Origin of the sequence: Streptomyces sp. TS71-3 (assembly GCF_018327685.1) — a bacterium.
In the GTDB taxonomy this organism is placed as follows: domain Bacteria; phylum Actinomycetota; class Actinomycetes; order Streptomycetales; family Streptomycetaceae; genus Streptomyces.
Genome location: NZ_BNEL01000001.1, coordinates 3,651,338 through 3,676,783 on the forward strand (window position 1 = coordinate 3,651,338; position 25,446 = coordinate 3,676,783).

Here is a 25,446-nt window from a genome sequence, read left to right on the forward strand (position 1 = left end):
CCATGAGTGAGGCCCTGCTGCCCGGCGGGACGGTCACCGACGAGGTGACACCCCATCCCGCCTCCGGTCGCCTCCAGTTCCTGCGCCGGCTGCGCGCGCAGCCGGCCGCCCTGGTCGCCGCCGGAATCGTCGTCCTGCTCGTCCTGGCCGCGCTCGGCGCGCCCCTGCTCACCGCCCTGGAGGGCCAGGACCCCACCTCCTACCATCCGCACCTCGTCGACTCCGCCCGCGGCGGCGTCCCGATCGGCCACCTCGGCGGCATCAGCGCCCACCACTGGCTCGGCGTGGAACCCCAGACGGGCCGCGACCTCTTCGCCCGCCTCGTCTACGGCGCCCGGGTCTCCCTGGGCGTCGCCCTCGCCGCCACCCTCGTCCAACTCCTGATCGGGCTCGTCGTCGGGATGGCCGCGGGCCTCGGCAGCGGCTGGCTCGACCAGGCCCTCAGCCGGTTCACCGATATCTTCATCGCCCTCCCCCTCATGATCATGGCGCTGGCCGTGCTGGCCATCGTCCCCTCCTCCGTCCCGCGTCCCGTGCTGGTCGCCGTCATCATCGGGCTGATCGCCTGGGGCTCCACGGCGAAGATCGTGCGGGCCCACACGATCACCCTCAAGGAACTCGACCATGTCGCCGCCGCTCGTCTCAGCGGCTGGAGCACCTGGCACATCGCCCGCCGTGAACTCCTGCCGGCCCTCGCAGCCCCCGTCCTCACCTACGGGGCGCTGCTGGTGCCGGTGAACATCACCGTCGAAGCCGGCCTCTCCTTCCTGGGGGTCGGCGTCAAGCCGCCCACTCCCTCCTGGGGACAGATGATCACTTCCGCCAACGTGTGGTACCAGGCGGCGCCGCAGTACCTGCTCTTCCCGGCCGGCGCGCTGTTCGTCACCGTGCTCGCCATGACCGTCCTCGGAGACGGGGTGCGCACCGCCCTCGACCCGCGGGCCGCGTCGCGGCTGCGCATCGGCACCGGCCGGAAGCGGGAGGCGAAGGCATGAGCACGATCACCTTCCGCCGCCGCTCCCTCCTGCTGAGCGGACTGGCCGCCCCCGGCGGGCTCGGGGGTTTCTTCCTGCGCCGGGTGGTCTCCGCCATCGCCACCCTGCTGGCCATCAGCGTGATCGTCTACGCGGTGTTCTACATCGTCCCCGGCAACGTCGCACAGATCACCTGCGGAGAGCGCTGCTCGCCCGCGCAGGTACACCAGGTCGCCGCCCAACTCCATCTGGACGACCCGATCTACCAGCGCTACTGGGACTTCCTGCGCGGCATCGTCGCGGGCCGCACCTTCTCCACCGGCACCTCGCTCGAACACTGCGCCGCGCCCTGCCTCGGCGTGTCGTACCAGAGCGACCAGCAGGTCACCGAGATGATCAGCGCCAAGCTCCCGGTCACCGGATCACTCGCGCTCGGTGCGCTGGTGATCTATCTGCTCCTCGGCGTCGGCACCGGTCTGCTGGCCGCCTGGCGACGCGGCCGCCCCTCCGAACGGCTCCTGACCGGGCTCACCCTCGCCGGCACCGCGACCCCCGTGTTCGTCATCGGCCTCCTTCTGATGATCATCGTCTGCGGCCAGCTCCACTGGCTGCCCTTCCCCCAGTACGTCCCCCTGACCCAGGATCCCGAGCAGTGGGCGTGGAACCTTCTGCTCCCGTGGTTCTCCCTCGCGCTCATCGAGGCTGCCCGGTACGCCCGGGTGACCCGGGCCGCGGTCCTGGAGACCCTGGCCGAGGACCATGTGCGCACCTTCCGCGCCTACGGCGTCCACGAGCGCTCGATCCTCGGACGGCACGCACTGCGCGGCGCGCTCGCCCCCGTCATCGCCCTCGCCGCGAACGACTTCGGCTCGATGTTCGGCGGAGCCGTCCTCACCGAGACGCTCTTCGGGCTGCCCGGTCTCGGCCAGGCACTCGTGGGCGCGGTCAACGTCGTCGACCTTCCCGTGGTGGTCGGAATGGTGCTCGTCACGGGCTTCTTCGTGGTGGTGGCCAACCTCGTCGCGGATCTCCTGTACGCCGTGGCCGACCGGAGGGTGGTGCTCGTATGAGCCTGGTGGACGTACGGGGGCTGACCGTCGACTACGGCACCACCCGGGCCGTGGACGACCTCTCCTTCACCCTGGCCGAGGGCGCCGCCCTCGCCCTGGTGGGCGAGTCGGGCTCCGGCAAGAGCACCGTCGCCGCGGCACTGCTCGGCCTGCACCGCGGCACCGGGACCCACGTCGGCGGCTCGCTGACGGTGGCCGGAACGGATGTCCAGCAGGCCACCGACGACGAACTCCGGCGACTGCGCGGCGCCCGTGCCGCGATGGTCTTCCAGGACCCGCTGTCCTCGCTGGACCCCTATTACGCCGTCGGCGACCAGATCGCCGAGGTGTACCGCACGCACACCCGTGCGGGTCGCCGGGCGGCCCGGGAGCGGGCCTTTCAGGTACTCGACCTGGTCGGCATCCCCGACGCCGCCCGCCGAGCGCGTATGCGGCCCCACGAGTTCAGCGGCGGGATGCGCCAGCGTGCCCTGATCGCCATGGCGATGGCCTGCGAACCCGCCCTCCTCATCGCGGACGAACCGACGACCGCCCTCGACGTCACCGTCCAGGCGCAGATCCTCGATCTGCTCCACGGCCTGCGCGAGGAGACCGGGATGGGGCTGCTGCTGGTCACCCACGATGTCGGGGTGGCCGCGGAGAGCGTCGACGAGGTCCTCGTGATGCGTGCGGGCCGTGCCCTCGAACGCGGGCCCATCGGCACCGTCCTGCGAGCGCCCGCCGAGCCGTACACGCGGGAGCTCCTCGGCTCCGTCCCCCGGGTCGACGGGCCCAAGGAGCAGCGCCGCCCCGTCACGGGCGACGTCCTGCTCAGCGCCACCGGCCTGCGCCGCGACTTCGGGCGGGGGCGGCGCGCCGTCACCGCCGTCGACGACGTGTCCCTGACCCTGCACAGCGGCGAGACGCTGGGCGTCGTCGGCGAGAGCGGCAGCGGCAAGACCACGCTGGGGCGGATGCTCGTGGGGCTGCTGGAGCCGACCGCGGGAACGCTCGCCTACGGAGGCGCCGGCCGACCACGGGTCCAGATGGTCTTCCAGGACCCCGTCGCCTCACTCAACCCCAGACGCAGCATCGGCGAGACCATCGCGGATCCGCTGCGTGCCCGCGGCGAGCGGGATGGGGCCCGGCTCCGTACCCGGGTCGGAGACCTCCTCGAACGCGTCGGCCTCGACCCCGCCTTCTACGACCGCTATCCGCACGAGTTCAGCGGAGGACAGCGCCAGCGTGTAGGGATCGCCCGCGCGCTCGCTCCCCGTCCGGACCTGATCGTCTGCGACGAACCGGTGTCCTCGCTCGACGTCACTACCCAGGCTCATGTGACGGAGCTGCTGGCGGAGGTGCAGCGGGAGTTCGGGCTCGCGCTCGTGTTCATCGCGCACGATCTCGCGGTCGTACGGCAGGTCAGTGACCGGGTCGCGGTCATGAGGCGGGGGAGCGTGGTGGAGTACGGCTCGGTCGACGAGGTGTACGCGGCGCCGCGCGACCCCTACACCCGGAGGCTCCTTGCCGCGGTGCCGACGCTCGACCCGGTCGCCGCCGCGCAGCGACGGACGGCCCGGCGGACGCTGGCTCCCGCCCCTTGAACTGCCGGCCCGGTCCCTTCCGTCTCGCCCACCGAGTGCGCGGGCGGAAGGGACCGTGGTCGGCGGCTTCCGGGACCGCAGGACGACTCGCCATGTCTTCAGCAAACAGATCATGCTGCGACGCTACGGTCCGGGCTGTCCGCCGGACCATGCGGTTCACCGCAGATGTTCACTGCGGTTCACCGCAGTGAGGTTTTCCGCACTGCGGTTTACCGCACCCCGGCTGTGCGGTGAACCGCATGGCGCCGCCCCGTGCCCGTTTCTTACGGTTGGCGCATGATCGAAGCGAGCAGCAGAGTGGAGCACGCCGGGGGTGTCGTCGGCTGGGCCACCGATGTCATGGGGACGTTGGGCGCGCCCGGAGCAGGCGTGGCCAACGCGGTCGACACGGTCATCCCGTTCGTACCCAGCGAGGTCATCCTGCCCATCGCGGGCTTCGCGGCGAGCGAAGGCCAGATGAGCCTGACGGGCGCGATCTTCTGGGCCACCGCGGGATCGGTCCTGGGCTCCCTCGTCGTCTACTACGTGGGCGCGCTGCTCGGGCGCGACCGCACGCGTGCGGTGGCCGCACGCATCCCCCTGATCAGGGTGCACGACGTGGACAGGGCGGAGGCCTGGTTCGGGCGCCACGGCGCCAAGGCGGTGTTCATAGCCCGGATGGTGCCGGTGATCCGCAGCATGATCTCCATACCGGCGGGCATCGAGCGGATGCCGATCCTGACCTTCACCGCTCTCACGGCGATGGGCAGCCTGATATGGAACGCGGCGTTCATCCTGGCCGGCTACTGGCTGGGGAGCAACTGGCGGGTCGTGGAGAAGTACGGCGGTTACGCGACCACGGCGGTTGTGATCCTGGTCGTCCTGGCCGTGGGGCACTTCGTGGTGTCCCGGCTGAGGTCGTCCAAGGAGCAGAACCGGTCTGAATGAGGTTCCCGGCACGCCGTGGGAGACGGCGGGCCAGGGCTGGGGTGGGGTGCCGTCGGGGGTGGCTTCGATGAATTCTTGTTCGGCCGGGGACGCCCGTATGTGAGGCGCCCGTCACGCTGTTGCCAGTGCCAGTGCCAGTGCCAGTGCCAGTGCCAGTGCCAGTGCCAGTGCCAGTGCCAGTGCCAGTGCCAGTGCCAGTCCTGGGCCAAGGCCTGAGGGGCCTGTGATCGCCGGCCCCGGTGCTCTGCTCGTCCGGCCGGGGGAGTCCAGGTGTGCGCCGTACGGGTTGTGTCCTCGTGCGGGTCCGGCGTGTGTGGGAAGAGTGGAGCGCCTTGGCGGTGAGGTCTTGCCATCATGCCCGCGGGAGCGTGTTGCCGGGCCGGCTCGCGCGGCACCGACCGTGCTCGGAGCCCGTCTCGGGGTAGAGGGCGAAGGCCGTTGATCAGCGCCGTGTGGGCGCCAGGCCCGGCACAGCGCTCACCCTGGTGCGGGACCGCGTTCTGGCCGGGCCGCCGTCAAAGCCGCGTCCGGGCTACTGGGTTCGGTCGCTTCCGCAGGCCGGTGCGGTACGGCCCTCCACCCGGACGACGGGGAGGACGGGGAGGACGGGGACGACCCCGGCACGACTCCGGACCCCGCGCGGGGCCGTGTGCAGGGCGATGCCGTGCGGCGTGGGTCCGCTCGGTGGGCCGACAGGAATGAGCAAGGGAGCAGACCATGACCGACCGGGCCACAGGGACCGCCGTCGTCACCGGTGCCTCGGGCGGTATGGGTGCCGTCTTCGCCGACCGCCTGGCGGCTCGCGGCCACGACCTTATCCTGGTCGCCCGTAACAGGCCGAAGCTGGAGACCCTGGCAGGGGAGCTTGCCGAGCAGACGGGCCGGCGCGTGGAAGTCCTGGCCGCTGACCTGGCGGACCGCGCACAGTCGGTGGTCGTCGAGGACAGGCTGCGGAGCGACGAGTCCATCGAGTTGCTGGTCAACAACGCGGGGCTGAGCGGGTTCAGCCCGCTCACCGGAGCCGACCCCGACGCGGCAGCCGAGATGATCGCCGTCAACACGACGGCCTTCACCCGGCTCGCCATCGCGGCGCTGGCCGGCCTGACGCGGCGCGGCCGGGGTGCCATCATCAACCTCTCCTCGGCGCTGGCGCTCAACATCTATCCCGTCAGCGCGGTGTACAGCGGCACCAAGAGCTATGTCATCGCCTTCACCCAGGCGCTCCAGCAGGAGCTGGGCGATGGCCCGGTCAGGGCCCAGCTGGCCGTGCCCGGTGGTGTGGACACGGCGTTCTGGGACGGGTCGGGAATCGAACTCGAATCGCTGTCCGCGGACGCGGTGATGTCACCCGAGGACGCGGTTGACGCCGTGCTCGCCGGCTTCGACGCGGGTGAGCCCGTGACCATCCCCTCGATGCCCGACATCACCGACTGGACCAGCTTCGACCAGGCACGCAAGGACCTGATTCCGAAGCTCTCCCGGGCCCACCCGGCGGACCGATACACGCCCTGACGCGGTGCGCCGGGGGGAGGGGGCAGGCGCCGGCCTCTCGCCGAACGGGCTTCCCGTCACCGCGAACGGGTGGTCCCTCCAGGAGGGCGCGGCGGTCGTCGGCCTCTCCGGCCGTACGGGCGTCACGCTCCCGTGGTGGAGCCGGGGCGAATGATCATGAGGATGGTGACGGTGGCCCAGAGCAGGTTGAAGACACCGGTCGTCATGGCGAGGCGGCCGATGGACGGAAGGGGGGAGTCGGCGCCGGGTTCCAAGGCCGAGGAGAGCGCGTCCTCCTGCGCCGGCAGGATCAGGAGGATCAGCACGGCCGCTGCAGCGAACGTCAGGATGATCGAGGTGATCAGCCAGGGGCTGGAGAGGACGCCCAGGCTGATCGCGGTCCCGAATCCGAAGAGGAGAAGGGCGATCCCGATGGCTGCGTAGACGCGGCAGATACGGTGCAGCACCCGCAGGATCGCCGCATCCTCGCCGCCCGGATTGCCCCGGAGGCGGCGGAGGACACCGGGGAACATGCTTGCGGCGACGGTCACCGGGCCGACGGCGAGTATGGCCGCCAGGACGTGCAGGGAGAGGAGCAGTTTGGTCATGAGCGCTCCGCCGGGGCGAGAGCGGCGTGCCGAGGACTGATCGCCGGGCGAGTGGGCGGCTCCCCGGCCCGGGAGGTGCCGGTGAGGGGCGCGCCTTCCCGGGCCACCGCGATGACGGGGTGGCCGGAGGCGAAGGCGTCGAAGGAAAAGGCATGGGTGTGCATATGGGGTCCTACAGGGGGTGGGAACGGTCGTGCTCCGAGTCGTCATGACGCTAACCGGGCGGGACCGCCGGCCCCAGTGGCGTTTGTGACAGTAATCAACGGGATAGTGCCAAACGGCTTCCCATCCCCTCTGACCTGGCAGAAGGTAGGGGAGCGGCCGGGCTGGCAGGGTCGGTGGACAGATGCGAGGGGGTATGTTCTGGACATGCACACCGTTGCCGTGATCGCGCTGGGGAAGGTGATTCCGTTCGACCTGGCGACCCCCATCGAGGTGTTCAGCCGCACCCGGCTCCCCGACGGGCGCCCCGGTTACCAGGTACGGGTGTGTGCCGAGGAGCCGGAGGTCGACGCGGGGACGTTTACGATCCGGGCCCGTTGGGGGCTGGAGGGACTGAAGGGCGCGGACACCGTCATCGTGCCCGGCACCGCCGAACCGGAGGCCCCGGTGACGCCCGCCGTCCGTACCGCGCTGCGGGAGGCGGCGGCCGGGGGAACCCGGATCGCCTCCATCTGCACGGGCACGTTCGTGCTGGCCGCCTGCGGGCTGCTCGACGGTCTGCGCGCCACCACCCACTGGCTCGCCAAGGACAGCCTCGCCGCCGGCTACCCGGACATCGACGTCGATCCCGACGTGCTCTACGTCGACAACGGGCAGATCCTCACCTCGGCCGGCGCGGCGGCCGGGCTCGACCTCTGCCTGCACATGATCCGGCGCGACTACGGCTCCGCCGTGGCCGCCGACGCCGCGCGGCTGTCGGTGATGCCGTTGGAGCGGGAGGGCGGGCAGGCGCAGTTCATCGTGCACGACCACACGCCCACCCCGAAGGGCTCCGCTCTCGAACCCCTGTTGGCCTGGCTGCGGGACAACATCGGACGGGACCTCACCCTCGACGAGATCGCCGAGCGCGCCGGCGTCAGCAGCCGTACGCTGATCCGCCGCTTCCGCGAGCAGACCGGCACCACGCCCCTCCAGTGGCTCCACCGCGCACGGGTCCGGCAGGCGCAGCACCTGCTGGAGACCACGCAGCACTCAGTCGAACGCATCGGTTCCCAGGTCGGCTTCGGCTCGCCGACCGCGTTCCGTGACCGCTTCAAACGGACCACGGGTCTCAGCCCCGGGGCGTACCGCAGGGCCTTCACCTGACGGGACGGCTTCGTGGCAGGCCACCACCGAAGTGAGGCGTGCCGTATGTGCCGCACGGCGTGCCCCGGCCAGGCGGGCCGGGCATCGGGTACGACGTGCGTGGGCCCGGGTCGTGCGCTTCCGGTCCGGAACTCCCCCGCGGCTCACTGACCTGGCGACGAGGCAGGCGAGCGCAGGGGAGCCGGGGAGCCGCGCAGGGCCGGGGTGAAGAAGGCGACCAGGGCCACCGCGCCCAGGCAGAGCAGGCCGCCGCTGATCAGGGCCGTGGCGCCGGAGGTGGCGTCGGCGACCAGGCCGGCGCGCAGGTTCCCGAGGTCCGGGCCCGCCTGCCCGACGATCTGCTCGGCGGCGCCGACCCTGCCGAGCAGCGCGGCCGGCGTCCGGCTCTGGACGACGATGCTCCGGGAGACCACGGAAACGGTGTCGGCCGCACCGGCCAGGACGAGGGCGGCCAAACCCGTCCACGGCCCCGGAGCCAGGGCGAACAGCGCGAGTGCCACGCCCCAGGAGGCGGAGCCGGCGAGCATGACCAGGCCGGGGCGCGGCAGCCTGGTGAACGTCCCGGAGAACACCGATGCCCCCACTCCGCCGGCCGCCACCGCGGTCAGGAACAGGCCGAGGGTGCGCGGGTCATCGCCGAACCGTTCCGCGTTGAGCAGCGGGAACAGGCTGACCGGCATCGACAGCACGGTGGTGGCGAGATCCGTGAGCAGCGCGCCGCGGACCGCGGGTGTCCGGACCACGAAGGCCATGCCGTCCAGCATCCCCCGGGCGCCCGGCCGGGCTGGCTCCTCACCCGGCGCCATCCGGGGCAGGCCCCACGCCCCGTAGTACGCCGCCGCGAACGTGAGCGCGTCGATCAGGTAGCAGCCGCCGACGCCCAGCCCGCCCACCGTGAGGCTGCCCAGCGCGGGGCCGAGCAGCATGGCGCCCTGGAAGGTGAGCCTGCGCAGTGCGAGGCCGGCGGCCAGGTGCTGTTTCGGGAGCAGGCGCGGGATGAAGGTGCGGGACACCGGGCCGCTGCCCGCGGTGAAGCAGGACTGGACGGCGACCAGGCCCAGCACCCCGGCAGCCGGGAGGTGGCCGAAGATGCCCTGCACCGCCAGCAGCAGGGAGCAGGCCGCCTGCCCACCGAGCATCAGCAGATAGAAGGACCGGCGCTCCACCCGGTCGGCGAGCGAGCCCGCGTAGAGCCCGAGCACCACCAGCGGAAGGGCCTGGGCCAGCCCGACCGCGCCGGTCCACGCGGTGCTCCTCGTCGTCTGCCAGACCTGGAACACCACCGCGACCAGCGTCATCTGGCCGCCCACACCGGACAGTGCCTGGCCCGCCCACAGCCGTCGGAACGCCGGGGACGACCGCAGCGGGGCCGTGTCGATCAGTGCCCGTCTCACGCCCATGCGCCCGGCCTCCCCGAAGCCCGACCATGGCACCGTTGCTGTTGCTGTTGCTGTTGCTGTTGCTGTTGCTGTTGCTGTTGCTGTTGCCGCCCACGCCCACGCCCACGCCCACGCCCACGCTCCCGCGCCCGGCGCCCTTCGTGCCCTCCGCCATGTTCAGGCCGGGCCTCTCGCCCCGGCGTGCGCGCCATTACACAGTGCACCGCACACCCCGGGGCCGTTGCACCGTCACCTCGCGCTGCCGGGCCTGGCCTCCCTATCGCCACTCCGGGTCCTCGGCCAGCTTCTGGGCGACGCGGTCGTGGAAGCTCCTGCGTTCCAGGGCGCGTTCGATGTCGGTGACGACCCTGCTGAGGGGATAGGGGAGTTCCGCCTCCAGGTCCCCGAGGGCGGCCTCCGTGGCGCGCCACTCCGCGGCGAGGCGGCCGACGACGGCTCGGGCGCGGTCCGTCAGCGTCACCTTCTTGCTGCGGGCGTCGTCTCCCGCGACCGTCTCGACCCAGCCCGCCGCGCGCATCGCGGCCACTTTCTGGCTGAGCGCGGAGTGGGTGCGGCTGACGGACTCGGCCAGTTCCTTGATGGTCATCGGACCGCGGGCGTGCAGCCGCAGCAGCTCCATCACGTAGCTCGGCTTGAGCCCGTCGATCCGCCCGGACGTGTAGATGCGCGCGATGTCGTCGTCCATCGCCGCCTGGAGAAGCCGCAACGGGCGCCAGAGGCTGTGCAGTGAGGGGTCGTCCACGGGTGCGCCGGATACCGGTTCATCAGCCATGACGAGCATTATAACAGTGCTTATGTAAGCACTGTTGGAATTCTCGCCTGCCGCCCGCCGCCTGCCGCCCGCCGCCCCTTCGCCTCACCGCCTCTTCGCCTCACCGCTCTTCGGTGCACGGCGGGACGCGTGCACCACCCTCCGGGCGGGGCGGTGCGCCCCCGGGCGTACCCGGCCAACCCGCGCCCCCCCGGGGCGCTACCCCTCCACCCTCACCAGATGCACCGCCGCGCTGGCCCAGTCCCCGATCGGCAGTTCCGGCGAGATCCCGTACCCCATGAGGACCGACGCGTGGTGCACCTCGCCCGTGCGGGTGTCCCGGTAGCGGGCCTCCGGGGCCAGGGCGGCCAGGCGCAGGACGGGGCGGGGGGTGCCGTGCCGCGGGGCCCGCTGCCAGACCAGGACGAGTGCCTCCTGGCTGTCGCCGGTGAGGTACTGCACGGCGGTGGGGCCGTCGTCGCCGGGGCCGCGGAGCCGGTGGAGGGCGCCGTGCTGCACGATGTGGCGGACCTTCTTGTACTCCGACACCAGCTCGGCCGCCTCGGCGAGTTCTTCCGGTGTCCAGCGCGCCAGGTCCCCGCCGATCGCCAGCACACCCGCCATCGCCACGTGGAAGCGGTAGCGCAGCGGCACCGTCCGGCCGGTGAGCTGGTTGGGCACGTCCGTCACCCAGGCCGCCATCGTGCCCGCCGGGTAGATCTGGCCGTAGCCGTGCTGGATGGAGACCCGGTCCGCCGCGTCCGTGTTGTCGGACGGCCAGGCCTGGTCGGTTCGGGAGAGCGCGCCGAGGTCGACGCGGCCGCCGCCCCCGCTGCACGCCTCGATGCGCAGCCCCGGGTGGTCCGCGCGGAGCCGGTCGATGACGCGGTACAGGTTCTGTACGTACCGGGTCCACAGCAGGTCGTGGCCGTCCTCGCGGCCCGGCCAGCCGGCCTCGCTGAAGGCGCGGTTCATGTCCCACTTGAGGAAGTCGATGCCGTTGTCGGCGACCAGCCGGGTCAGCCAGGCGTGGGCCCAGTCGGCGACGTCGTCGCGGGCGAAGTTGAGCACGAGCTGGTTGCGCAGCTCGGTGCGGGTGCGGTGCGGGAAGTGCAGGACCCAGTCGGGGTGGGCGCGGTACAGGTCGCTGTCCGGGTTGACCATCTCGGGTTCCACCCAGAGGCCGAAGCGCATGCCGAGCCGGTGCACCTCGTCGATGAGCGGGGTGAGGCCGTTCGGGAAGCTCTTCTCGGCCGGGGTCCAGTCGCCGAGGCCCGCGGTGTCGTCGCGCCGTCCGCCGAACCAGCCGTCGTCCACGACGTACAGCTCCACCCCCAGCTCCACGGCACGCCGGGCGAGCTCGCGCTGCCCCTGCTCGCTCACCCCGAAGCCGGTGGCCTCCCAGGAGTTGAAGAGGACCGGGCGCAGCTCGTCGGGGTGCGGCAGGACATGCGCCCGGACGTAGGCGTGCCAGGCGCGACTGGCCGCGCCGAAGCCGCCGTCGGTGAAGACGCCCGCGAACGGGGGAGTGGTGTGCTCCTCGCCGGGGCCCAGCGGCAGCGCCGTGCCGTCGTGCCCGGCGCCGCCGGTGAACGCGGTCCGCCCGTCGGGGGTGCGCTGCACGGTGATCTGCCAGCTTCCGCTCCAGGCCAGCGCCGCGCTCCACACCTCGCCGCGGTCCTCGGTGGCGTCGCCGGCGTCCAGCATCACCCACGGGTTGGCGTGGTGGCTGGTGATGCCGCGGCGGCTGGTGAGGACCGTCTCGGCGCCCGGGACCGGCTCCCGGTGCAGCAGGCCCTCCGCCGACCACTGGCCCGTGACATGGCTGAGGCGGTAGCCGTCGCGCGGCGGCAGCGTCCAGGCGGCGGAGTCCGCGCGGAGCACGGTGAGCGGTTCCCGCCCGGTGTTGCGCAGCACGGTCCAGCGCTCGATGACGTCGGTGCCGGTGTGCACGCGGTAGTGCAGGGTGACGTCGAGCGGGTAGTGGCGGTCGCGGAACTCCAGGGCGAGCTCGGCGGTTCCGGGCGCGGGCTCCCAGGTGCGGTGACCCACCTGCTGCCATTCGAAGGCACGCGTGCCGTCGGCGAACCGCACCCGCAGCGACGGCGCGCCGTAGCGGGCGCCGCCGTCCACGGGCAGTTCCTCGCCGGCCGCCGGGCGGCCCGCGAAGCTGCTGGACTCCCCGGCCGGAGGCGTCCGCAGCTCCCCGGCCGCCGCGAGGGTCAGCCGCGGCCCCCACCCGAGGTGGCAGGGCGCTCCCGTCTCGTCGACCCGCAGTGCGTAGGAGGTGCGCGCGGTGGAGAGCAGCCAGACCCCACGGGCCGGGTCGAAGGAGATCGCAGACATTGATCCTCGCGTTCGAAGGGTTCGGGGCGATCGGTCGGCGCCATGGTGCCGTTCGGCGCCACGGTGGCCGGTTCGCGCCCCGGTGGGTCGGCCGGCGGGTCCGGACGGCGCCTTCCGGGATCGGAGGCACGCCATCGCGGGGGCGCTGCGGGGGGTTCAGGGGCCGGATGGCGCCAAGCGGGGTCATGAGAAGTAGTTGTGAGCAGCCAAGCGTCCCTTGGATCAACTGTCAATACCACGCCGAGCTCTCGTAATCGCAGGCATGAGACGGCAGGCAAAGGCTCTTCAAAAGGGACTTGTTTCTTTCATTGACAGCGGAAAAGAACAACCCTATGTTTCCGGCCATGCGTTCGACGCCTCCTCGTGAGGCGGTCCCGGCGACGACGCCGGCCGCTTCCCTCGTCTTCACCACCCTCCTGTCGCACGGCCCGCTCACCCGGGCCGAGATCGCGCAGCGGACCCTGCTGTCCGCTGCCGCGGTCACCAAGGCGGTCCGCCCGCTGATGGAGGTCGGTTACCTGGTCGAGGGCGCGGACGACGGAGTGCGGGCCGCGCTCGGCCGGCCCGCCAACCGGGTGCGGGTGGACGGCGGCAGGGCACTGTTCATCGGGATCAAGGTGACGGGCGACGAGATCATCGCGGTCCTGGCCGACCTGTGCTGCCGCGTCCGCGTCGCCCGGCACGTGGGGCTCACCGGCCGCTCGCCGGAGGCCGTGCTGCCGTCGATCACCGCACTCGTGCAGGAACTCCTCACGGAGGCCGACGGGTTCGGCGTGGGGGTGCAGGGACTCGGCATCGCGGTCTCGGGCGACGTGGACCGCCGCACCGGCACCGTCCGCTACTCGCCCTTCCTGGAGTGGCGGGACATCCCGCTCGCCGAGATCGTGGAGACCGCGACCGGGCTGCCGGTCACCGTCGACAACGACGTGCGCGCCCTCACGGTCGCCGAGCAGTGGTTCGGCGCCGGGGTCGGGCTCTCCGACTTCGCGCTGGTGACCGTGGGCGCGGGCATCGGCTGCGGCCTGGTGGTGCACGGCCGGGTGGTGTCGGGCGCGCACGGCGTGGCCGGCGAGATCGGGCACCTGTCCATCGACCCGCTCGGCCCGCCCTGCCACTGCGGCAACAACGGCTGCGTGGAGGCGATCGCGGCGGACCCGGCCATCCTGCGCCGGGTCCGCGAGGCCACCGGACTGTCCGTGGCCACGGCCGCCGAGGCGCTGGACCTCGCCCACCGCGGGGACCCCGGCGCCCGGGAGGTCTACGCACGGGCCGGCGAGGCGATCGGCAGGGCCATCGGGTCCGTGGTCAACGTGCTCGGCCCCGAGCGGGTGATCATCTCCGGCGAGGGCCTCGCCGCCTACGACCTGTTCGCCGAGGGCATCCGCGACGCGCTGGCCGCGTCCGCCTTCGGTGCCGCCGCACAGTGCGACGTGATGACACGTCCGCTGCCCTTCGAGGAGTGGGCGCGCGGGGCCGCGGCCACCGCGATCCAGTCCTTCATAGGAACAGACACCTACTAGGAGTAGCGATGACGCTGCAGAGCCGCACCCCCTGGACCCTCCAAGGCCCGAGCCGCAGAAAGGTGGTCCAGGGCCTGCTGGGCGCCTCCGCCGCCGCCCTGGCCGCCCCCGCCCTCGCCGCCTGCGGCTCGGGTGCGGCGGCCGACCCGAAGCAGGTCACGTTCGGGTCGAACGGCGCGGACGCCACGCCGAAGAAGGCCTACGCCGCCCTGACGGACGCCTTCCAGAAGGACAGCAAGCTCACCGTCAAGACGAACACCGTCGACCACGACACGTTCTCCAACAACATCTCCACGTACCTCCAGGGCACGCCGGAGGACGTCTTCACCTGGTACGCGGGCTACCGCATGCAGTACTTCGCCAAGAAGGGCCTCGCCACCCCCATCGACGACGTGTGGGACAAGATAGGCAGCGGCTTCAGCGACGCCACGAAGCAGCTCTCCAGGGGCGAGGACGGCAAGTTCTACTTCGTGCCGCTGTACAACTACCCCTGGGCGGTCTTCTACCGGAAGAGCGTGTTCAAGAAGTACGGCTACGAGGTCCCGGCGAACTGGAGCCAGTTCACGGCGCTCGCCAAGCAGATGAAGAAGGACGGGCTCTCCCCGATCGCCTCCGGCTACGGCGCCAGCGACAACTGGAGCATCCTCGGCGCCTTCGACTACCTCAACCTCCGCGCCAACGGCTACGACTTCCACATGTCGCTGATGCGCGGCAAGGTCGCCTGGACCGACAAGCGGGTCGCCCGCGCCATCGACCTCTGGCGCGAGATCGCCCCCTACTACCAGACGGGCGCGGCCGGCAGGTCCTGGCAGGACGCCGCGCAGTCGCTGCTCGACAAGAAGTCCGGCATGGCGATCATCGGCCTCTTCCTCGGCCAGCAGGTCACCGACGACTCGCTCCGCTCCGACATCGACTTCTTCCCGTTCCCGGAGATCGACCCCGCGTACGGCCAGGACGCGGTGGAGGCGCCCACGGACGGCTTCATGCTCAGTCGCAGGCCGAAGAACCTGGACGGTGCCAAGAAGTTCGCGGAGTTCCTCGGCAGCGCCAAGGCCGAGAACGTCTACGGCGGCGTCGACCCCAGCAACGTCGCCGTCAACTCCGGCGCCGACACGAGCTCGTACAACGCGCTCCAGAAGAAGTCCGCCGCGCTCATCGCCGGCGCCAAGCAGATCACGCAGTTCGCGGACCGCGACAGCGATCCGGGATTCATCTCCACCGTGATCGAGCCCGGCTTCGCCGAGTGGCTCAGCCACCCCGACGACGGCTCGGCCCTGCTGAAGAAGATCGAGTCGCAGCGCTCGCACTTCTTCACGGCCTGACCGAGCGGCCCGACCCCACCCGGAGAGGTCCACCATGTCATCCGTGCGCACCGCGCCCGGCCCCGAGGGCACCGCACCCCGGTCCCCCGCGCGCGGGCAGTCCCGTCGCCCCCGTCAGCGCAGCCTCGATCGTGGTGACCGCCTCTTCCTGACGGTTGTCGTCGGCATTCCGCTGCTCGCCCTGCTGTTCTTCGTCTGGCTGCCCGCGCTGGCCTCCATCGGCCTGTCCTTCACCAACTGGGACGGCCTCGCGCTGGCCGACATGCGCTGGGTCGGGTTCGACAACTACAAGGAGATCTTCACCAACTACCCGCCGTTCTGGCCGGCGGTGGAGCACAACGTGCTCTGGCTGCTGTTCACGGCCCTGCTGCCCACCCCGTTCGGCGTCTTCCTCGCCTACCAGCTGGACCGGAAGCTCCGCTTCACCCGGATCTACCAGACGGCGATCTTCATGCCGATGGTGCTCTCCCTGGCGGTCGTCGGGTTCATCTGGGAGATCATCTACAACCCCGACACCGGCCTGCTGAACGGTGTCATCGGCGCCGCCTCGTCGGGGAGCCACATCGACTGGCTGGGCGACCCGCACCTCAACCTCTGGGCCGTCCTGGTCGCGTCCGGCTGGCGGCACAGCGGCTACATCATGATCCTCTACCTGGCCGGCCTGAAGGGCTTCGACCCCGCCCTGAAGGAGGCCGCCGCACTCGACGGCGCGGGCGGGCGCCAGACGTTCTTCCGCGTGGTGCTGCCGGCGCTCAAACCGGTCAACATCATCATCCTGGTCGTCACGGTGATGGAGTCGCTGCGCGCCTTCGACATCGTCTACGTGCTCGGCGGCGGCACCGGCAGCAAGCCCGGCATGCAGCTGCTCTCGCTGCTCATCAGCGACAACATCATCGGCGAGTCCAGCCACATCGGCTACGGCTCCGCCCTCGCGGTCATCCTGCTGCTGGTCTCCCTCGCCGCGATCGCGACCTTCCTCGTCCAGACCTTCCGCAAGGAGGACCAGTGACCGCGACCGCCACCCCGCCGGCCTCCCGGTCACGCACCCCGCTGGCCCCCCGGGCGACCGCCCCGAGCAGGCCCCCGCGGCAGACCGGGCGGCACCTGATGCTCGGCGGCATCGCGGTGGTGTGGCTCGTCCCGCTGCTGTGGGCGGTCTACACCTCCCTGCGCCCCTACTCCGACACCACCCGGCACGGCTACCTGTCCTGGCCGCACAGCATCAGCCTCCAGAACTTCTCGGACGCCTGGAGCCAGTCCGGGATGCCGCACTTCTTCTGGAACTCGGTGCTCATCACCGTTCCGGCGGTGCACGGCACGCTGCTGTTCGCCTCGGCGGTGGCGTTCTTCGTGTCGCGGTTCGACTTCCGGTGGAACGTCGCGCTGCTGATGCTGTTCACCGCGGGCAACCTGATACCCGCCCAGGTGCTGATCACCCCGCTGTACAAGCTCTACCTGCTGCTGCCCCTGCCCGTGTGGATGAGCGACTCCCTGCTCGTCTACAACTCCCTCTGGGGCATCATCTTCATCCACATCGCCTACCAGTGCGGCTTCTGCACCTTCGTGCTGAGCAACTACATGAAGACGATCCCCAAGGAGATCTTCGAGGCCGCCCGCGTCGACGGCGCCCCCGTGTGGCGCCAGTTCTTCCAGATCGTGCTGCCGCTGTGCCGCCCCGCGTTCGCGGCGCTCGCGACCCTGGAGTCCATCTGGATCTACAACGACTTCTTCTGGTCCCTCGTGCTGATCCAGACCGGCGACAAGCGTCCGATCACCTCGGCCCTGGCCAACCTCCAGGGCCAGTACTTCACCAACCCCAATCTGATCGCGGCCGGCGCCCTCATGACCGCGATCCCCACGCTGCTGGTCTACTTCGCGCTCCAGCGCCAGTTCATCAGCGGACTCACCATCGGCTCCGGCAAGGGCTGAGCCGCCGCCCCGACGTCCCGACCCTCGCCCAGCGACCGGCCGGCACCCCCCTGGCGTCAGGAGCGCACGTCCCCGTCAGGTTCCACCGCGCTTCCCCCGCGATCCGACAACAGGAGGTCCGGCCATGCGGTCACCCGCGCACCCGACAGAACAGCACGGCGCACCCCCGCGTCCCGTGCGCCGCTCCCTGAGATCCGTGCTGGTGCTGGCGGCCACCGCCGCGCTGGCGGTCGCCGCGCCCACCGCGGTCGCGTCCACCCAGTCCCCGGACAAGCCCGCCGCGCCGGCCGCGCACGCCCCGGCGACGGCAACGCCCGCGGCCGCCGGCGCGAAGGCCCCCGCCATCGCCGCCAAGCCCTACATGGGCTGGTCGAGCTGGAGCATGCAGTCGTCCAAGTACCCGGGCCTCAACCCGGACGGCGACTACAGCTACCTCACCGAGGCCAACGTCCTGAAGCAGACGGACGCCCTCGCCGCCAAGCTCAAGCCCTTCGGCTACGACCACGTCAACATCGACGCCGGCTGGTGGCGCGACAACACGTGGAAGCCGGAGTTCGACCAGTACGGCCGCCAGACCCCGGACCCGGTCCGCTTCCCGCACGGCATGAAGTCGGTCGCCGACCACATCCACGCCAAGGGCCTCAAGGCGGGCATCTACCTGCCCGCCGGCCTGGAGAAGGAGGGCTACGCCGACGGCAAGGCCCCCATCTGGGGCACCACCGACTGCACCACCGCCGACATCGTCTACCCCGACCTGCGCACCACCAACGGCTGGGACAGCGCCTACAAGCTGGACTTCTCCCGACCCTGCGCGGAGAAGTACATCGACTCCCAGGCGCAGATGTTCGCCGACTGGGGCTATGACTTCCTCAAGCTGGACGGCGTCGGTCCGGGCTCGTTCAAGACCGGCGACAACTACGACAACGTCCCCGACGTCGCCGCCTGGCAGCGGGCGATAGCGGCGACCGGGCGCTCGATCCACCTCGAACTCTCCTGGTCCCTCGACATCGGGCACGCCGCCGACTGGAAGAAGTACTCCAACGGCTGGCGCATCGACACCGACGTCGAGTGCTACTGCAACACGCTCGTCAGCTGGGAGAACTCCATCAACGACCGCTGGAACGACGCCCCGGCGTGGTCCCACGAGGCGGGCCCCGGCGGCTGGAACGACCTCGACAGCCTCGATGTCGGCAGCGGGGAGATGGACGGCATCACGCAGGCCGAGCGGCAGAGCTACATGACCCTGTGGGCCATCAACAAGTCGCCGCTGTACACCGGTGACGACCTCACCAAGCTCGACGACTACGGCGTCTCGCTGCTCACCAACCGCGAGGTCATCGGCGTCGACCAGAGCGACGCGCCCGTGGCACGGCCCGTGACGCCCGTGGGGGACCAGCAGGTCTGGGCCAGCCGGAACAAGGACGGCAGCTACACCGTCGCCCTGTTCAACCTCGGCACCTCCCCGGCCTCCGTGACCGCCCACTGGGCCGCCCTCGGCTTCACCGGCAACGCCGCCGTGCGCGACCTGTGGCGCAAGCAGAACGTCGGCACGCACAAGGACGCGATCACCGAGACGCTGCCCGCCCACGGCTCGCGGCTGTTCACCGTGCGCCCCGGCGCCCACCTGGCCACCACCGGCTACGAGGCCGAGTCCGCCGCGAACACCCTCACCGGCAACGCCTCCGTCGCCGGCTGCGACACCTGCTCCGGCGCCAAGAAGGTCGGCAACCTCTACCAGGGCGGCGCGCTGCGGTTCAACGACGTCACCGTCAAGAAGGACGGCATCTACACGGTCAACGTCCACTACGTCAGCGGCGACCCCCGCTCGGTGACCGTCTTCTCGAACGGCGGCCACGGCACCAGCCTGCCCTTCGCCTCCACGGGCGACTGGAACACGACGGACACGGTCGGGGTCCAGCTGGCGCTGAAGAAGGGCACGAACACGATCACCTTCGACAGCGGTGACGGATACGCACCCGACATCGACAGGATCGACGTCCCGCGCGACGTCTGACAGCCGGCGCCCCTATCGGGGTTGAGCCCCGGTACCTCAAGGGGCGCGGGGCTGTGTTGATATGCGGCTCCGCCGCGTGGGCGCGACCAGCCACGACGAGACGGTTCTCGCGTAGTTCCCCGCGCCCCTGGGCGGGCCGGGGCGCAGCCCCGAAGGGGCGCGGGGAACTGCGCGACCAGCCACGACGAGACCGTCAGATCGCCACTGACCCGAAGGGGCAGTCTCTGTCGCATCCGGACCACCAGCCGGTGGTGGGTTGCTCGCGCAGTCCCTCGCGCCCCTAAATAAGGGCGCTACGCGCCCTATCCCTCGGACATGGAGTGTCACCGTGGACATCCCGCACACCGAAGCACCCGAAGCACCCGAAGCACCGGACGCACCCGAAATCGGCCGGCGCGGCGCCAGCCGCAGAGGCTTCCTCGCGCTCGCCGCCGCGGCCGGGGCGGCCGGAGCAGTAGGCCTGCCCGCCTTCACCGCCTCGGCGGCCCCGCAGCGCCCGGCCGAATCCCCGCTGCTGTCGCCCTCCGACGCCGCACGCAACCAGCTCTGGTGGCGGGCCCCCGCCGCGCCGACCTCGATGATCCAGCAGGGCCTGCCGGTCGGCAACGGCCGCCTCGGCGCCCTCGCCGGCAACGACCCGGCGAGCGAGCTGCTGATGATCACCGACGCCACCCTGTGGACCGGCGGTCTCAACGACACCCTCGACGGCGACGGGCAGTTCCCCTACGGGCGCGCCGACTTCGGCTCCCTCACCCTGCTGGCACAGCTCACCGTCGACATCCCCGCCCACGACCTCGGCGCCGTCGACGACTACCGCCGGACCCTGGACATGGCACAGGGCCTGGTCACCACCACCTACCGGCTGAAGGGCGCCACCTACGAGCGGCAGGTCTTCGCCAGCAAGCCGGACGACGTCATCGTCCTGCACTTCGGCCAGCGCGGCGGCGGCAGCTACACGGGCACCATCAGCCTCGCCGGCACGCACGGCGAGACCACCACCGCGAGCGCCGGGGCGGGCTACGCGTCGTTCGGCGCCGTCCTCGCCAACGGCCTGAAGTACGGGGCCGCCGTCACCGCCCGCAGCAGCACCGGCAAGGTCGCCGTCGACGGGGCGAGCATCACGTTCACCGGCTGCCAGGACCTCATGGTCGTCGTCAGCGGCGGCACCGACTACGCGCCCGACGCCGCCGCGGGGTTCAGGAACCCGTCGGTGGACCCGGAGAAGCTCGCCCGCACCAAGGTCCTGAACGCGGCCGGGCACTCCGAGACCGCCCTGCTGCACACGCACGTCGCGGACTTCCGCCCCGTGTTCGAGCAGCTCTCCCTGGACCTCGGCAGCTCCTCCGCCGGGCAGCGCGCCCTGGACACCTGGGACCGTCTCCAGGCCCGCTACCGCGACGACGTCCCCGACCCGGAGCTGGAGGCCGCCTACCTCCAGTTCGGCCGCTACCTGATGATCTCCGGATCGCGCGGCAGCCTGCCGATGGGGTTGCAGTCCGTGTGGCTGGACGGCAACGACCCGGACTGGATGGGCGACTACCACACCGACATCAACATCCAGATGAACTACTGGATGGCCGACCGCACGGGCCTGTCCCAGTGCTTCGACGCGTTCGCGGACTACTGCGTCGCGCAGCTCTCGTCGTGGACCGACGTCACCCAGCGGCTCTTCAACACGCCCACCAACCGGTACCGCAACTCCAGCGGGAAGGTCGGCGGCTGGGCCGTCGCCTTCTCCACCAACCCCTACGGCGGATCCGGCTGGTGGTGGCACCCGGGCGCGAACGCCTGGATATGCCAGAGCCTGTTCGAGCACTGGGAGTACACCCAGGACCGCGCCTACCTGGAGAAGATCTTCCCCCTCCTCAAGGGCGCCGTGGAGTTCTGGGAGGCCCGCCTCGTCACCACCACCGTCACCGACGCCTCCGGTGCCTCGCGCGAGGTGCTGATCGACGACAACGACTGGTCGCCCGAACAGGGCCCCCAGGACGCCAAGGGCATCACCTACGCCCAGGAAGTGGTCTGGAACCTCTTCGGCAACTACCTCACCGCCACCGAGGTGCTGGGCGTCGAGGCCGATCACCGCAAGACCGTGGACGGCCTGCGGGACCGCCTCTACCTGCCCGTGGTCAGCCCCACGAGCGGCTGGCTGGAGGAGTGGATGTCGCCGGACAACCTCGGCGAGACCGAGCACCGGCACCTCTCCCCGCTCTTCGGCCTCTTCCCCGGCGACCGGATCCGCCCGGACGGCTCCACCCCGAAGGACATCGTGGACGGCGCCACGGCGCTGCTCACCGCCCGCGGCATGAACAGCTACGGCTGGTCGAACGCCTGGCGGAGCCTGTGCTGGGCCCGCCTGAAGGACGCCGACAAGGCCTACCAGCTCGTCGTCACCAACCTGAAGCCGTCTCAGATCAGCGGCAACGGCAGCGCGCAGAACCTCTTCGACATGTACCAGGTCGACCAGGGCCGCGAGATCTTCCAGATCGACGCCAACTTCGGCACCCCCTCCGCCGTCTCCGAGATGCTGCTCTACTCGCGTCCCGGACACGTCGAGCTGCTGCCCGCGCTGCCCTCCGCGTGGGCGGCGTCCGGATCGGTCACGGGCGTCGGCGTGCGCGGCGGCTTCGTCGCCGACCTGAGCTGGCGGAACGGCAAGGTCACCAAGGTCACCCTGAAGAGCGTCGGCGGCCGTGACACGGCCGTCGTGGCCGGCGGCAGGACGCACCAGGTCTCCGTCAGGCCCGGCGGCTCGGTCACGCTGCACAACCCCTGAGTCGCCCCGGCCCGGCGCGCCCGCTGCGGCGCGCCGGGCCGGCCGGCACACCACCCCCTTCACGCGGGCCCGGGGGCCGGGCACCGCTACCCGTACTCCCGAGCGCTCCCGCACGCCCCGAGCGCTCCCGGTACTCCCGCGGCACGTCACCCCTGCGCGGCGGGCGCGGTCCGCTGCGCGCGACGAGAAGAGTGGAGAACGACGATGTCCCACCAGAACAGAGGCCAGGCGGCACCCCGCGGGGCCCGCCGCAGAGCCCTCCTGCTGACCGCTGCCTGCGCCCTGGCCGCGGCGGTGTCGGCCGTGGTGGTGCCGCCGGGCACCGCGCACGCCGCCGCGACGAGCGCCGCAGCGCACCCCGCCCACGGCACCCGTGTCAGCGCCTGGTCGCCCAGCATGACCACCGCGGGACCCGCCTTCGACGAGCAGACCATCCGGATGGTGGCGCACAGCAGCGTCGCCGGCTCCGACATCCGCATCACGCTCTCCAACCGCTACAGCGACACCCCGCTGAACGTCGGCGCCGTGACCGTGGCCGCCCAGCAGAGCGGGGGTCAGGCACGGCCGGGCACCACACGGACCGTCACCTTCGGCCACCAGGGCGGGTTCACGATCCCCGCGGGCGGGGAGTCGGTCAGCGACACCGTGCCGATCACCGTCGGCACCGGCGAGAACCTCCTCGTCAGCCTCTACGTGCCCGGCGCGACCGGCGCCTCCACCTGGCACTCCGACGCCTTCGACACCACGTACACCGCCTCCGGCGACCACACCGGCGACGAGGGCGCGGCGGCGTTCGGCTCCCCCACGACCTCCTGGTACTACCTGTCCGGCCTCGACGTCGTCTCGCCGACCGCGAAGGGCACCGTCGTCGCGTTCGGTGACTCGATCACCGACGGCTACCACTCGTCCACCGGCACCTACACCGGCTGGCCCGACTTCCTCGGCCGCCGGCTCGGCGCCGAGCCGGGCCCCCAGCGCCTCGGCGTGGTCGACGCCGGCATCGGCGGCAACCGCGTGCTCACGGACGTGCCCAACCTCTGGCAGGGCGTCAGTGCCCTCAAGCGCTTCGGCCACGACGCCCTCGGCCAGCCCGGCGTCAAGGACGTGATCCTCTTCGAGGGCATCAACGACATCGGCAACAACGCCGGTCCGAACGGCGCCCCGCTGACCGCCGCGGACCTGGAGGACGGCTACCGCACCCTCATCAAGGCGGCGCGCGCCAAGCACGTCCGCGTCATCGGTGCCACCCTGATGCCCGACGAGGGCAACGGCTACTACACGCCCGCGGCCGAGGCGATCCGGCAGGACGTCAACCAGTGGATCCGCACCGGCGGAGCGTTCGACGGCGTCATCGACTTCGACCGCGCCATGCGCGACCCCGCGCACCCGACCGCCCTCTACCCGGACTACGACGCGGGCGACCACATCCACCCCAACGATGCCGGCATGCAGGTCATGGCCGACGCGATCGACCTGCGGCTGCTCCACCCCTGACAGGCGCGGCCGCAGGTCCCGGGCCCGGCGGTGCGCGGGCGGCGCCCGCGGGCCAGGGATGCGGGCGGCCCGCCGGACACCCGGCGGGCCGCCCGCAACCGGCTTCGGCAGCCGGCGGGACACCCGGCGCGCCACCGGTCAGTCCCCGGCGCCGGCTCCCCCTGCGTACGGGCGCGTTCGGAGGTCCGCCGGCACGGTGGGCGGCGCGGGGCGCGGCCCGGCCCGCACGGAGCCCGGGGCGGCGAGGCCGCCGGGGCGACCGGCGCCCTGCCGCTCCAGGTCGTAGGGGCGGGGGAACGGCGGCGGCCGGGAGGGGACGTACGCGGTCCGCGCCACCGCACCGCGCTCGTGCGCCGCGGCGTTCATGGCCCGGGCGCCGGTGTCGCCCCAGTGCCCCGTGGCGACCCGCCGGTCGAGGGCGTGGACCGCCGCCAGCGCCTCGTCCCGGGTGAAGGCGCAGTGTCCGGCCCTGCGCACGTAGGTCTGGCGCAGCAGTGACGAGGAGCCGGACGCACGGGCGCTGTCGGCGTAGGCCCGCTCGTTCTGCACGGGGACGAGGCCGTCGTGGACGGTGTGCACGTCCAGCTGCGGCTTGGTGAGCCGCCCCGAGTACGAGGAGGTCCGCGCCATGAAGCCGACGGCCGAACCGTCGGCGTCCAGGCGGGGCGCGTGGCCGAGCGCGGACAGGTCCGCTGCCAGCGACAGGCCCGCCGACCTGTACAGGGCCCTGGCCTCCTCGCGGTGCGGGGAGCGGGCCAGCATGGCCGAGTAGTCGACGCCGGAGTTCCAGGACATCGAACCGCCGGCGTGCGACTCGGCGTCCCGGCGCCACCGCGTGGTGGAGGGGATCAGCGTCCCGGAGACGATCGCGTACTGGTTCGCCTCGGTGGTCGCCCAGTCGCCCGGTCCGGGCTGCCGCTGATCCGGCGCGTTGTACCCGGCGACGCCCGCGAGCGCGGCGGCCAGCGCGATCCGGGCCCGGCCCCACGGGGTGCGCTGCGCGCGGGCGGTCGCCGAACCGAGGGCCGCGGCCGAGGCGTCGGCCTGTGCCGGGTCCCGGAACCCGGTGAGCCGGATGCCGCTGCCCGGCGCCAGCAGGGTGCGCAACGCGAAGGACAGGTCGAGCTGGTTGTTCCAGCGGGCGACGCCGCCGGCCACCGTGCCGCACGTGGACAGCGACCCGTCGATCCGGTCGCCGTACTCCTCGGCGAGCTTCGTGGTGATCATCCCGCCGAGCGACTCGCCCCAGGCGAGGGTCCGCCGGGCCGGGCCGAAGAGGTCCTCGAACGCAGTGAGCGTCGCGATCTGGTCGCCGACCGCGCTGTCCACCACCCAGCCGGGCGAGACGTACGAGGAACCGATCAGGGCGTACCCCTCGTCGAGCAGCAGCTCCCGGGTGTCCCCCCAACCCGGCGCGTCCTTCGCCGGGTTGGGCGGCTCCCGGCCGGGCTCGACGGTCACCATGCCGTGGCCGAACAGCAGCACGGTGCCGTTCCAGCGGGCCGGCACCTCCATGAGGTAGGTGGCGCCGTCCCGGAGCGTGCCGGCCGCCTTCCACCCGGAGGGTGCCTTTCCGCGGGCGGACCCGCCGCCGCTCACCGCCGCGGTCACCAGAAGCAACGCTCCGAGGATCGTGGCGAGGAGAGCACGCCGTCTGCGACGTGATCCGGTCATGGGGGCCTCCGTGTCGGTGGGGGGGCGGACGGAGATGGACGCCCGGCGGGTCGCCCCGGCGGGTGGTCACGCGCTACGTATCCGATAGCCAATCAGGTGATGCTTTGAACGGGCGTACGGAGATGGGGCGCTGGGAACAGGACACCCCCGCCGGTGTGCCCGCCCGGCCCGCGGACCGGCAAGGGCGGGCAGGGGTGTTCCGGGCGGGGCCCTCAGAGAGTGCGGAGGCGGTGCCTCGGCCCTCAGAAGGTGCGGAGGC

Annotated in this window: 18 protein-coding genes; 13 read left to right on the forward strand and 5 right to left on the reverse strand. The window is 71.8% G+C overall.

The window, feature by feature from the left end; all coding sequences use genetic code 11:
• Nucleotides 1–2 precede the first annotated feature (2 nt).
• From Sm713_RS14760 to Sm713_RS14780, 5 genes are all read left to right on the forward strand, one after another.
• A complete protein-coding gene (locus tag Sm713_RS14760) occupies nucleotides 3–995 on the forward strand; it encodes an ABC transporter permease (protein ID WP_212910078.1) in 993 nt (330 codons plus the stop codon).
• Complete coding sequence (locus Sm713_RS14765; protein WP_212910079.1) at nucleotides 992–2,044, forward strand: ABC transporter permease; 1,053 nt, start codon at nucleotides 992–994, stop codon at nucleotides 2,042–2,044. The genes Sm713_RS14760 and Sm713_RS14765 overlap by 4 nt, the downstream gene beginning before the upstream one ends.
• Entirely contained in the window at nucleotides 2,041–3,627 is a 1,587-nt protein-coding gene (locus Sm713_RS14770) for an ABC transporter ATP-binding protein (protein ID WP_212910080.1), read from the forward strand. Before Sm713_RS14765 ends, Sm713_RS14770 begins: the two co-directional genes overlap by 4 nt.
• Before the next feature lie 276 nt (nucleotides 3,628–3,903).
• Nucleotides 3,904–4,554, forward strand: coding sequence for a DedA family protein (locus Sm713_RS14775; RefSeq protein ID WP_212910081.1), 651 nt, complete (start codon nucleotides 3,904–3,906; stop codon nucleotides 4,552–4,554).
• Nucleotides 4,555–5,271: 717 nt separating this feature from the next.
• Nucleotides 5,272–6,066 (forward strand): SDR family oxidoreductase, encoded by a 795-nt coding sequence (locus Sm713_RS14780; protein WP_212910082.1) that lies wholly within the window; start codon nucleotides 5,272–5,274, stop codon nucleotides 6,064–6,066.
• A gap of 122 nt (nucleotides 6,067–6,188) precedes the next feature.
• Here Sm713_RS14780 and Sm713_RS14785 read toward each other — a convergent pair whose 3' ends face one another.
• The gene (locus Sm713_RS14785; protein ID WP_212910083.1) at nucleotides 6,189–6,653 is read right to left on the reverse strand and encodes a DUF2269 family protein; all 465 of its coding nucleotides are present in this window, start codon (nucleotides 6,651–6,653) and stop codon (nucleotides 6,189–6,191) included.
• A 369-nt stretch (nucleotides 6,654–7,022) separates the two neighbouring features.
• Here Sm713_RS14785 and Sm713_RS14790 point away from each other — a divergent pair, with 369 nt between their 5' ends.
• A complete protein-coding gene (locus Sm713_RS14790) occupies nucleotides 7,023–7,961 on the forward strand; it encodes a GlxA family transcriptional regulator (protein ID WP_212910084.1) in 939 nt (312 codons plus the stop codon).
• Nucleotides 7,962–8,104: 143 nt separating this feature from the next.
• On the opposite strand, the gene Sm713_RS14795 is transcribed toward Sm713_RS14790, so the two are convergent.
• From Sm713_RS14795 to Sm713_RS14805, 3 genes are all read right to left on the reverse strand, one after another.
• On the reverse strand, nucleotides 8,105–9,361 hold the full coding sequence (locus tag Sm713_RS14795) for an MFS transporter (RefSeq protein WP_212910085.1): 1,257 nt from the start codon (nucleotides 9,359–9,361) through the stop codon (nucleotides 8,105–8,107).
• A 256-nt stretch (nucleotides 9,362–9,617) separates the two neighbouring features.
• Entirely contained in the window at nucleotides 9,618–10,133 is a 516-nt protein-coding gene (locus Sm713_RS14800) for a MarR family winged helix-turn-helix transcriptional regulator (protein ID WP_249416297.1), read from the reverse strand.
• Between the two features lie 198 nt (nucleotides 10,134–10,331).
• Nucleotides 10,332–12,458: an alpha-galactosidase gene (locus tag Sm713_RS14805; protein ID WP_212910086.1), complete on the reverse strand. Its 2,127-nt coding sequence runs from the start codon at nucleotides 12,456–12,458 to the stop codon at nucleotides 10,332–10,334.
• Nucleotides 12,459–12,802: 344 nt separating this feature from the next.
• Between Sm713_RS14805 and Sm713_RS14810 the strand changes: the two genes are divergently transcribed.
• The 7 genes from Sm713_RS14810 (at nucleotide 12,803) to Sm713_RS14840 (ending at nucleotide 23,513) form a co-directional block, all read left to right on the forward strand.
• Nucleotides 12,803–13,978, forward strand: a complete 1,176-nt coding sequence (locus Sm713_RS14810; RefSeq protein ID WP_212910087.1) for an ROK family transcriptional regulator — start codon at nucleotides 12,803–12,805, stop codon at nucleotides 13,976–13,978.
• A gap of 8 nt (nucleotides 13,979–13,986) precedes the next feature.
• Nucleotides 13,987–15,300 carry an ABC transporter substrate-binding protein gene (locus Sm713_RS14815; RefSeq protein ID WP_212910088.1) on the forward strand — a complete coding sequence of 438 codons (1,314 nt, stop codon included), beginning with the start codon at nucleotides 13,987–13,989 and terminating at the stop codon, nucleotides 15,298–15,300.
• Nucleotides 15,301–15,334: 34 nt separating this feature from the next.
• Complete coding sequence (locus Sm713_RS14820; RefSeq protein ID WP_212910089.1) at nucleotides 15,335–16,309, forward strand: carbohydrate ABC transporter permease; 975 nt, start codon at nucleotides 15,335–15,337, stop codon at nucleotides 16,307–16,309.
• Nucleotides 16,306–17,229, forward strand: coding sequence for a carbohydrate ABC transporter permease (locus Sm713_RS14825; protein ID WP_374195986.1), 924 nt, complete (start codon nucleotides 16,306–16,308; stop codon nucleotides 17,227–17,229). The genes Sm713_RS14820 and Sm713_RS14825 overlap by 4 nt, the downstream gene beginning before the upstream one ends.
• Nucleotides 17,230–17,353: 124 nt before the next feature.
• The gene (locus Sm713_RS14830) at nucleotides 17,354–19,243 is read left to right on the forward strand and encodes a carbohydrate-binding protein (RefSeq protein WP_249416298.1); all 1,890 of its coding nucleotides are present in this window, start codon (nucleotides 17,354–17,356) and stop codon (nucleotides 19,241–19,243) included.
• A 385-nt stretch (nucleotides 19,244–19,628) separates the two neighbouring features.
• The gene (locus tag Sm713_RS14835; protein WP_212912021.1) at nucleotides 19,629–22,019 is read left to right on the forward strand and encodes a glycoside hydrolase N-terminal domain-containing protein; all 2,391 of its coding nucleotides are present in this window, start codon (nucleotides 19,629–19,631) and stop codon (nucleotides 22,017–22,019) included.
• Between the two features lie 204 nt (nucleotides 22,020–22,223).
• Entirely contained in the window at nucleotides 22,224–23,513 is a 1,290-nt protein-coding gene (locus Sm713_RS14840) for an SGNH/GDSL hydrolase family protein (protein ID WP_212910090.1), read from the forward strand.
• 138 nt (nucleotides 23,514–23,651) lie between these two features.
• On the opposite strand, the gene Sm713_RS14845 is transcribed toward Sm713_RS14840, so the two are convergent.
• Nucleotides 23,652–25,187 (reverse strand): hypothetical protein, encoded by a 1,536-nt coding sequence (locus Sm713_RS14845; RefSeq protein WP_212910091.1) that lies wholly within the window; start codon nucleotides 25,185–25,187, stop codon nucleotides 23,652–23,654.
• Between the last annotated feature and the right edge of the window lie 259 nt (nucleotides 25,188–25,446).

Bases quoted from the DNA above. Each gene is read 5' to 3' on its own strand.
- Sm713_RS14840 (WP_212910090.1), top strand. From the start codon at position 22,224: ATGTCCCACCAGAACAGAGGCCAGGCGGCACCCCGCGGGGCCCGCCGC.
- Sm713_RS14795 (WP_212910085.1), bottom strand. From the start codon at position 9,361: ATGGGCGTGAGACGGGCACTGATCGACACGGCCCCGCTGCGGTCGTCC.
- Sm713_RS14805 (WP_212910086.1), bottom strand. From the start codon at position 12,458: ATGTCTGCGATCTCCTTCGACCCGGCCCGTGGGGTCTGGCTGCTCTCC.
- Sm713_RS14820 (WP_212910089.1), top strand. From the start codon at position 15,335: ATGTCATCCGTGCGCACCGCGCCCGGCCCCGAGGGCACCGCACCCCGG.
- Sm713_RS14775 (WP_212910081.1), top strand. From the start codon at position 3,904: ATGATCGAAGCGAGCAGCAGAGTGGAGCACGCCGGGGGTGTCGTCGGC.
- Sm713_RS14800 (WP_249416297.1), bottom strand. From the start codon at position 10,133: ATGGCTGATGAACCGGTATCCGGCGCACCCGTGGACGACCCCTCACTG.
- Sm713_RS14810 (WP_212910087.1), top strand. From the start codon at position 12,803: ATGCGTTCGACGCCTCCTCGTGAGGCGGTCCCGGCGACGACGCCGGCC.
- Sm713_RS14760 (WP_212910078.1), top strand. From the start codon at position 3: ATGAGTGAGGCCCTGCTGCCCGGCGGGACGGTCACCGACGAGGTGACA.
- Sm713_RS14790 (WP_212910084.1), top strand. From the start codon at position 7,023: ATGCACACCGTTGCCGTGATCGCGCTGGGGAAGGTGATTCCGTTCGAC.
- Sm713_RS14770 (WP_212910080.1), top strand. From the start codon at position 2,041: ATGAGCCTGGTGGACGTACGGGGGCTGACCGTCGACTACGGCACCACC.
- Sm713_RS14815 (WP_212910088.1), top strand. From the start codon at position 13,987: ATGACGCTGCAGAGCCGCACCCCCTGGACCCTCCAAGGCCCGAGCCGC.
- Sm713_RS14780 (WP_212910082.1), top strand. From the start codon at position 5,272: ATGACCGACCGGGCCACAGGGACCGCCGTCGTCACCGGTGCCTCGGGC.
- Sm713_RS14785 (WP_212910083.1), bottom strand. From the start codon at position 6,653: ATGACCAAACTGCTCCTCTCCCTGCACGTCCTGGCGGCCATACTCGCC.
- Sm713_RS14830 (WP_249416298.1), top strand. From the start codon at position 17,354: ATGCGGTCACCCGCGCACCCGACAGAACAGCACGGCGCACCCCCGCGT.
- Sm713_RS14845 (WP_212910091.1), bottom strand. From the start codon at position 25,187: ATGACCGGATCACGTCGCAGACGGCGTGCTCTCCTCGCCACGATCCTC.
- Sm713_RS14765 (WP_212910079.1), top strand. From the start codon at position 992: ATGAGCACGATCACCTTCCGCCGCCGCTCCCTCCTGCTGAGCGGACTG.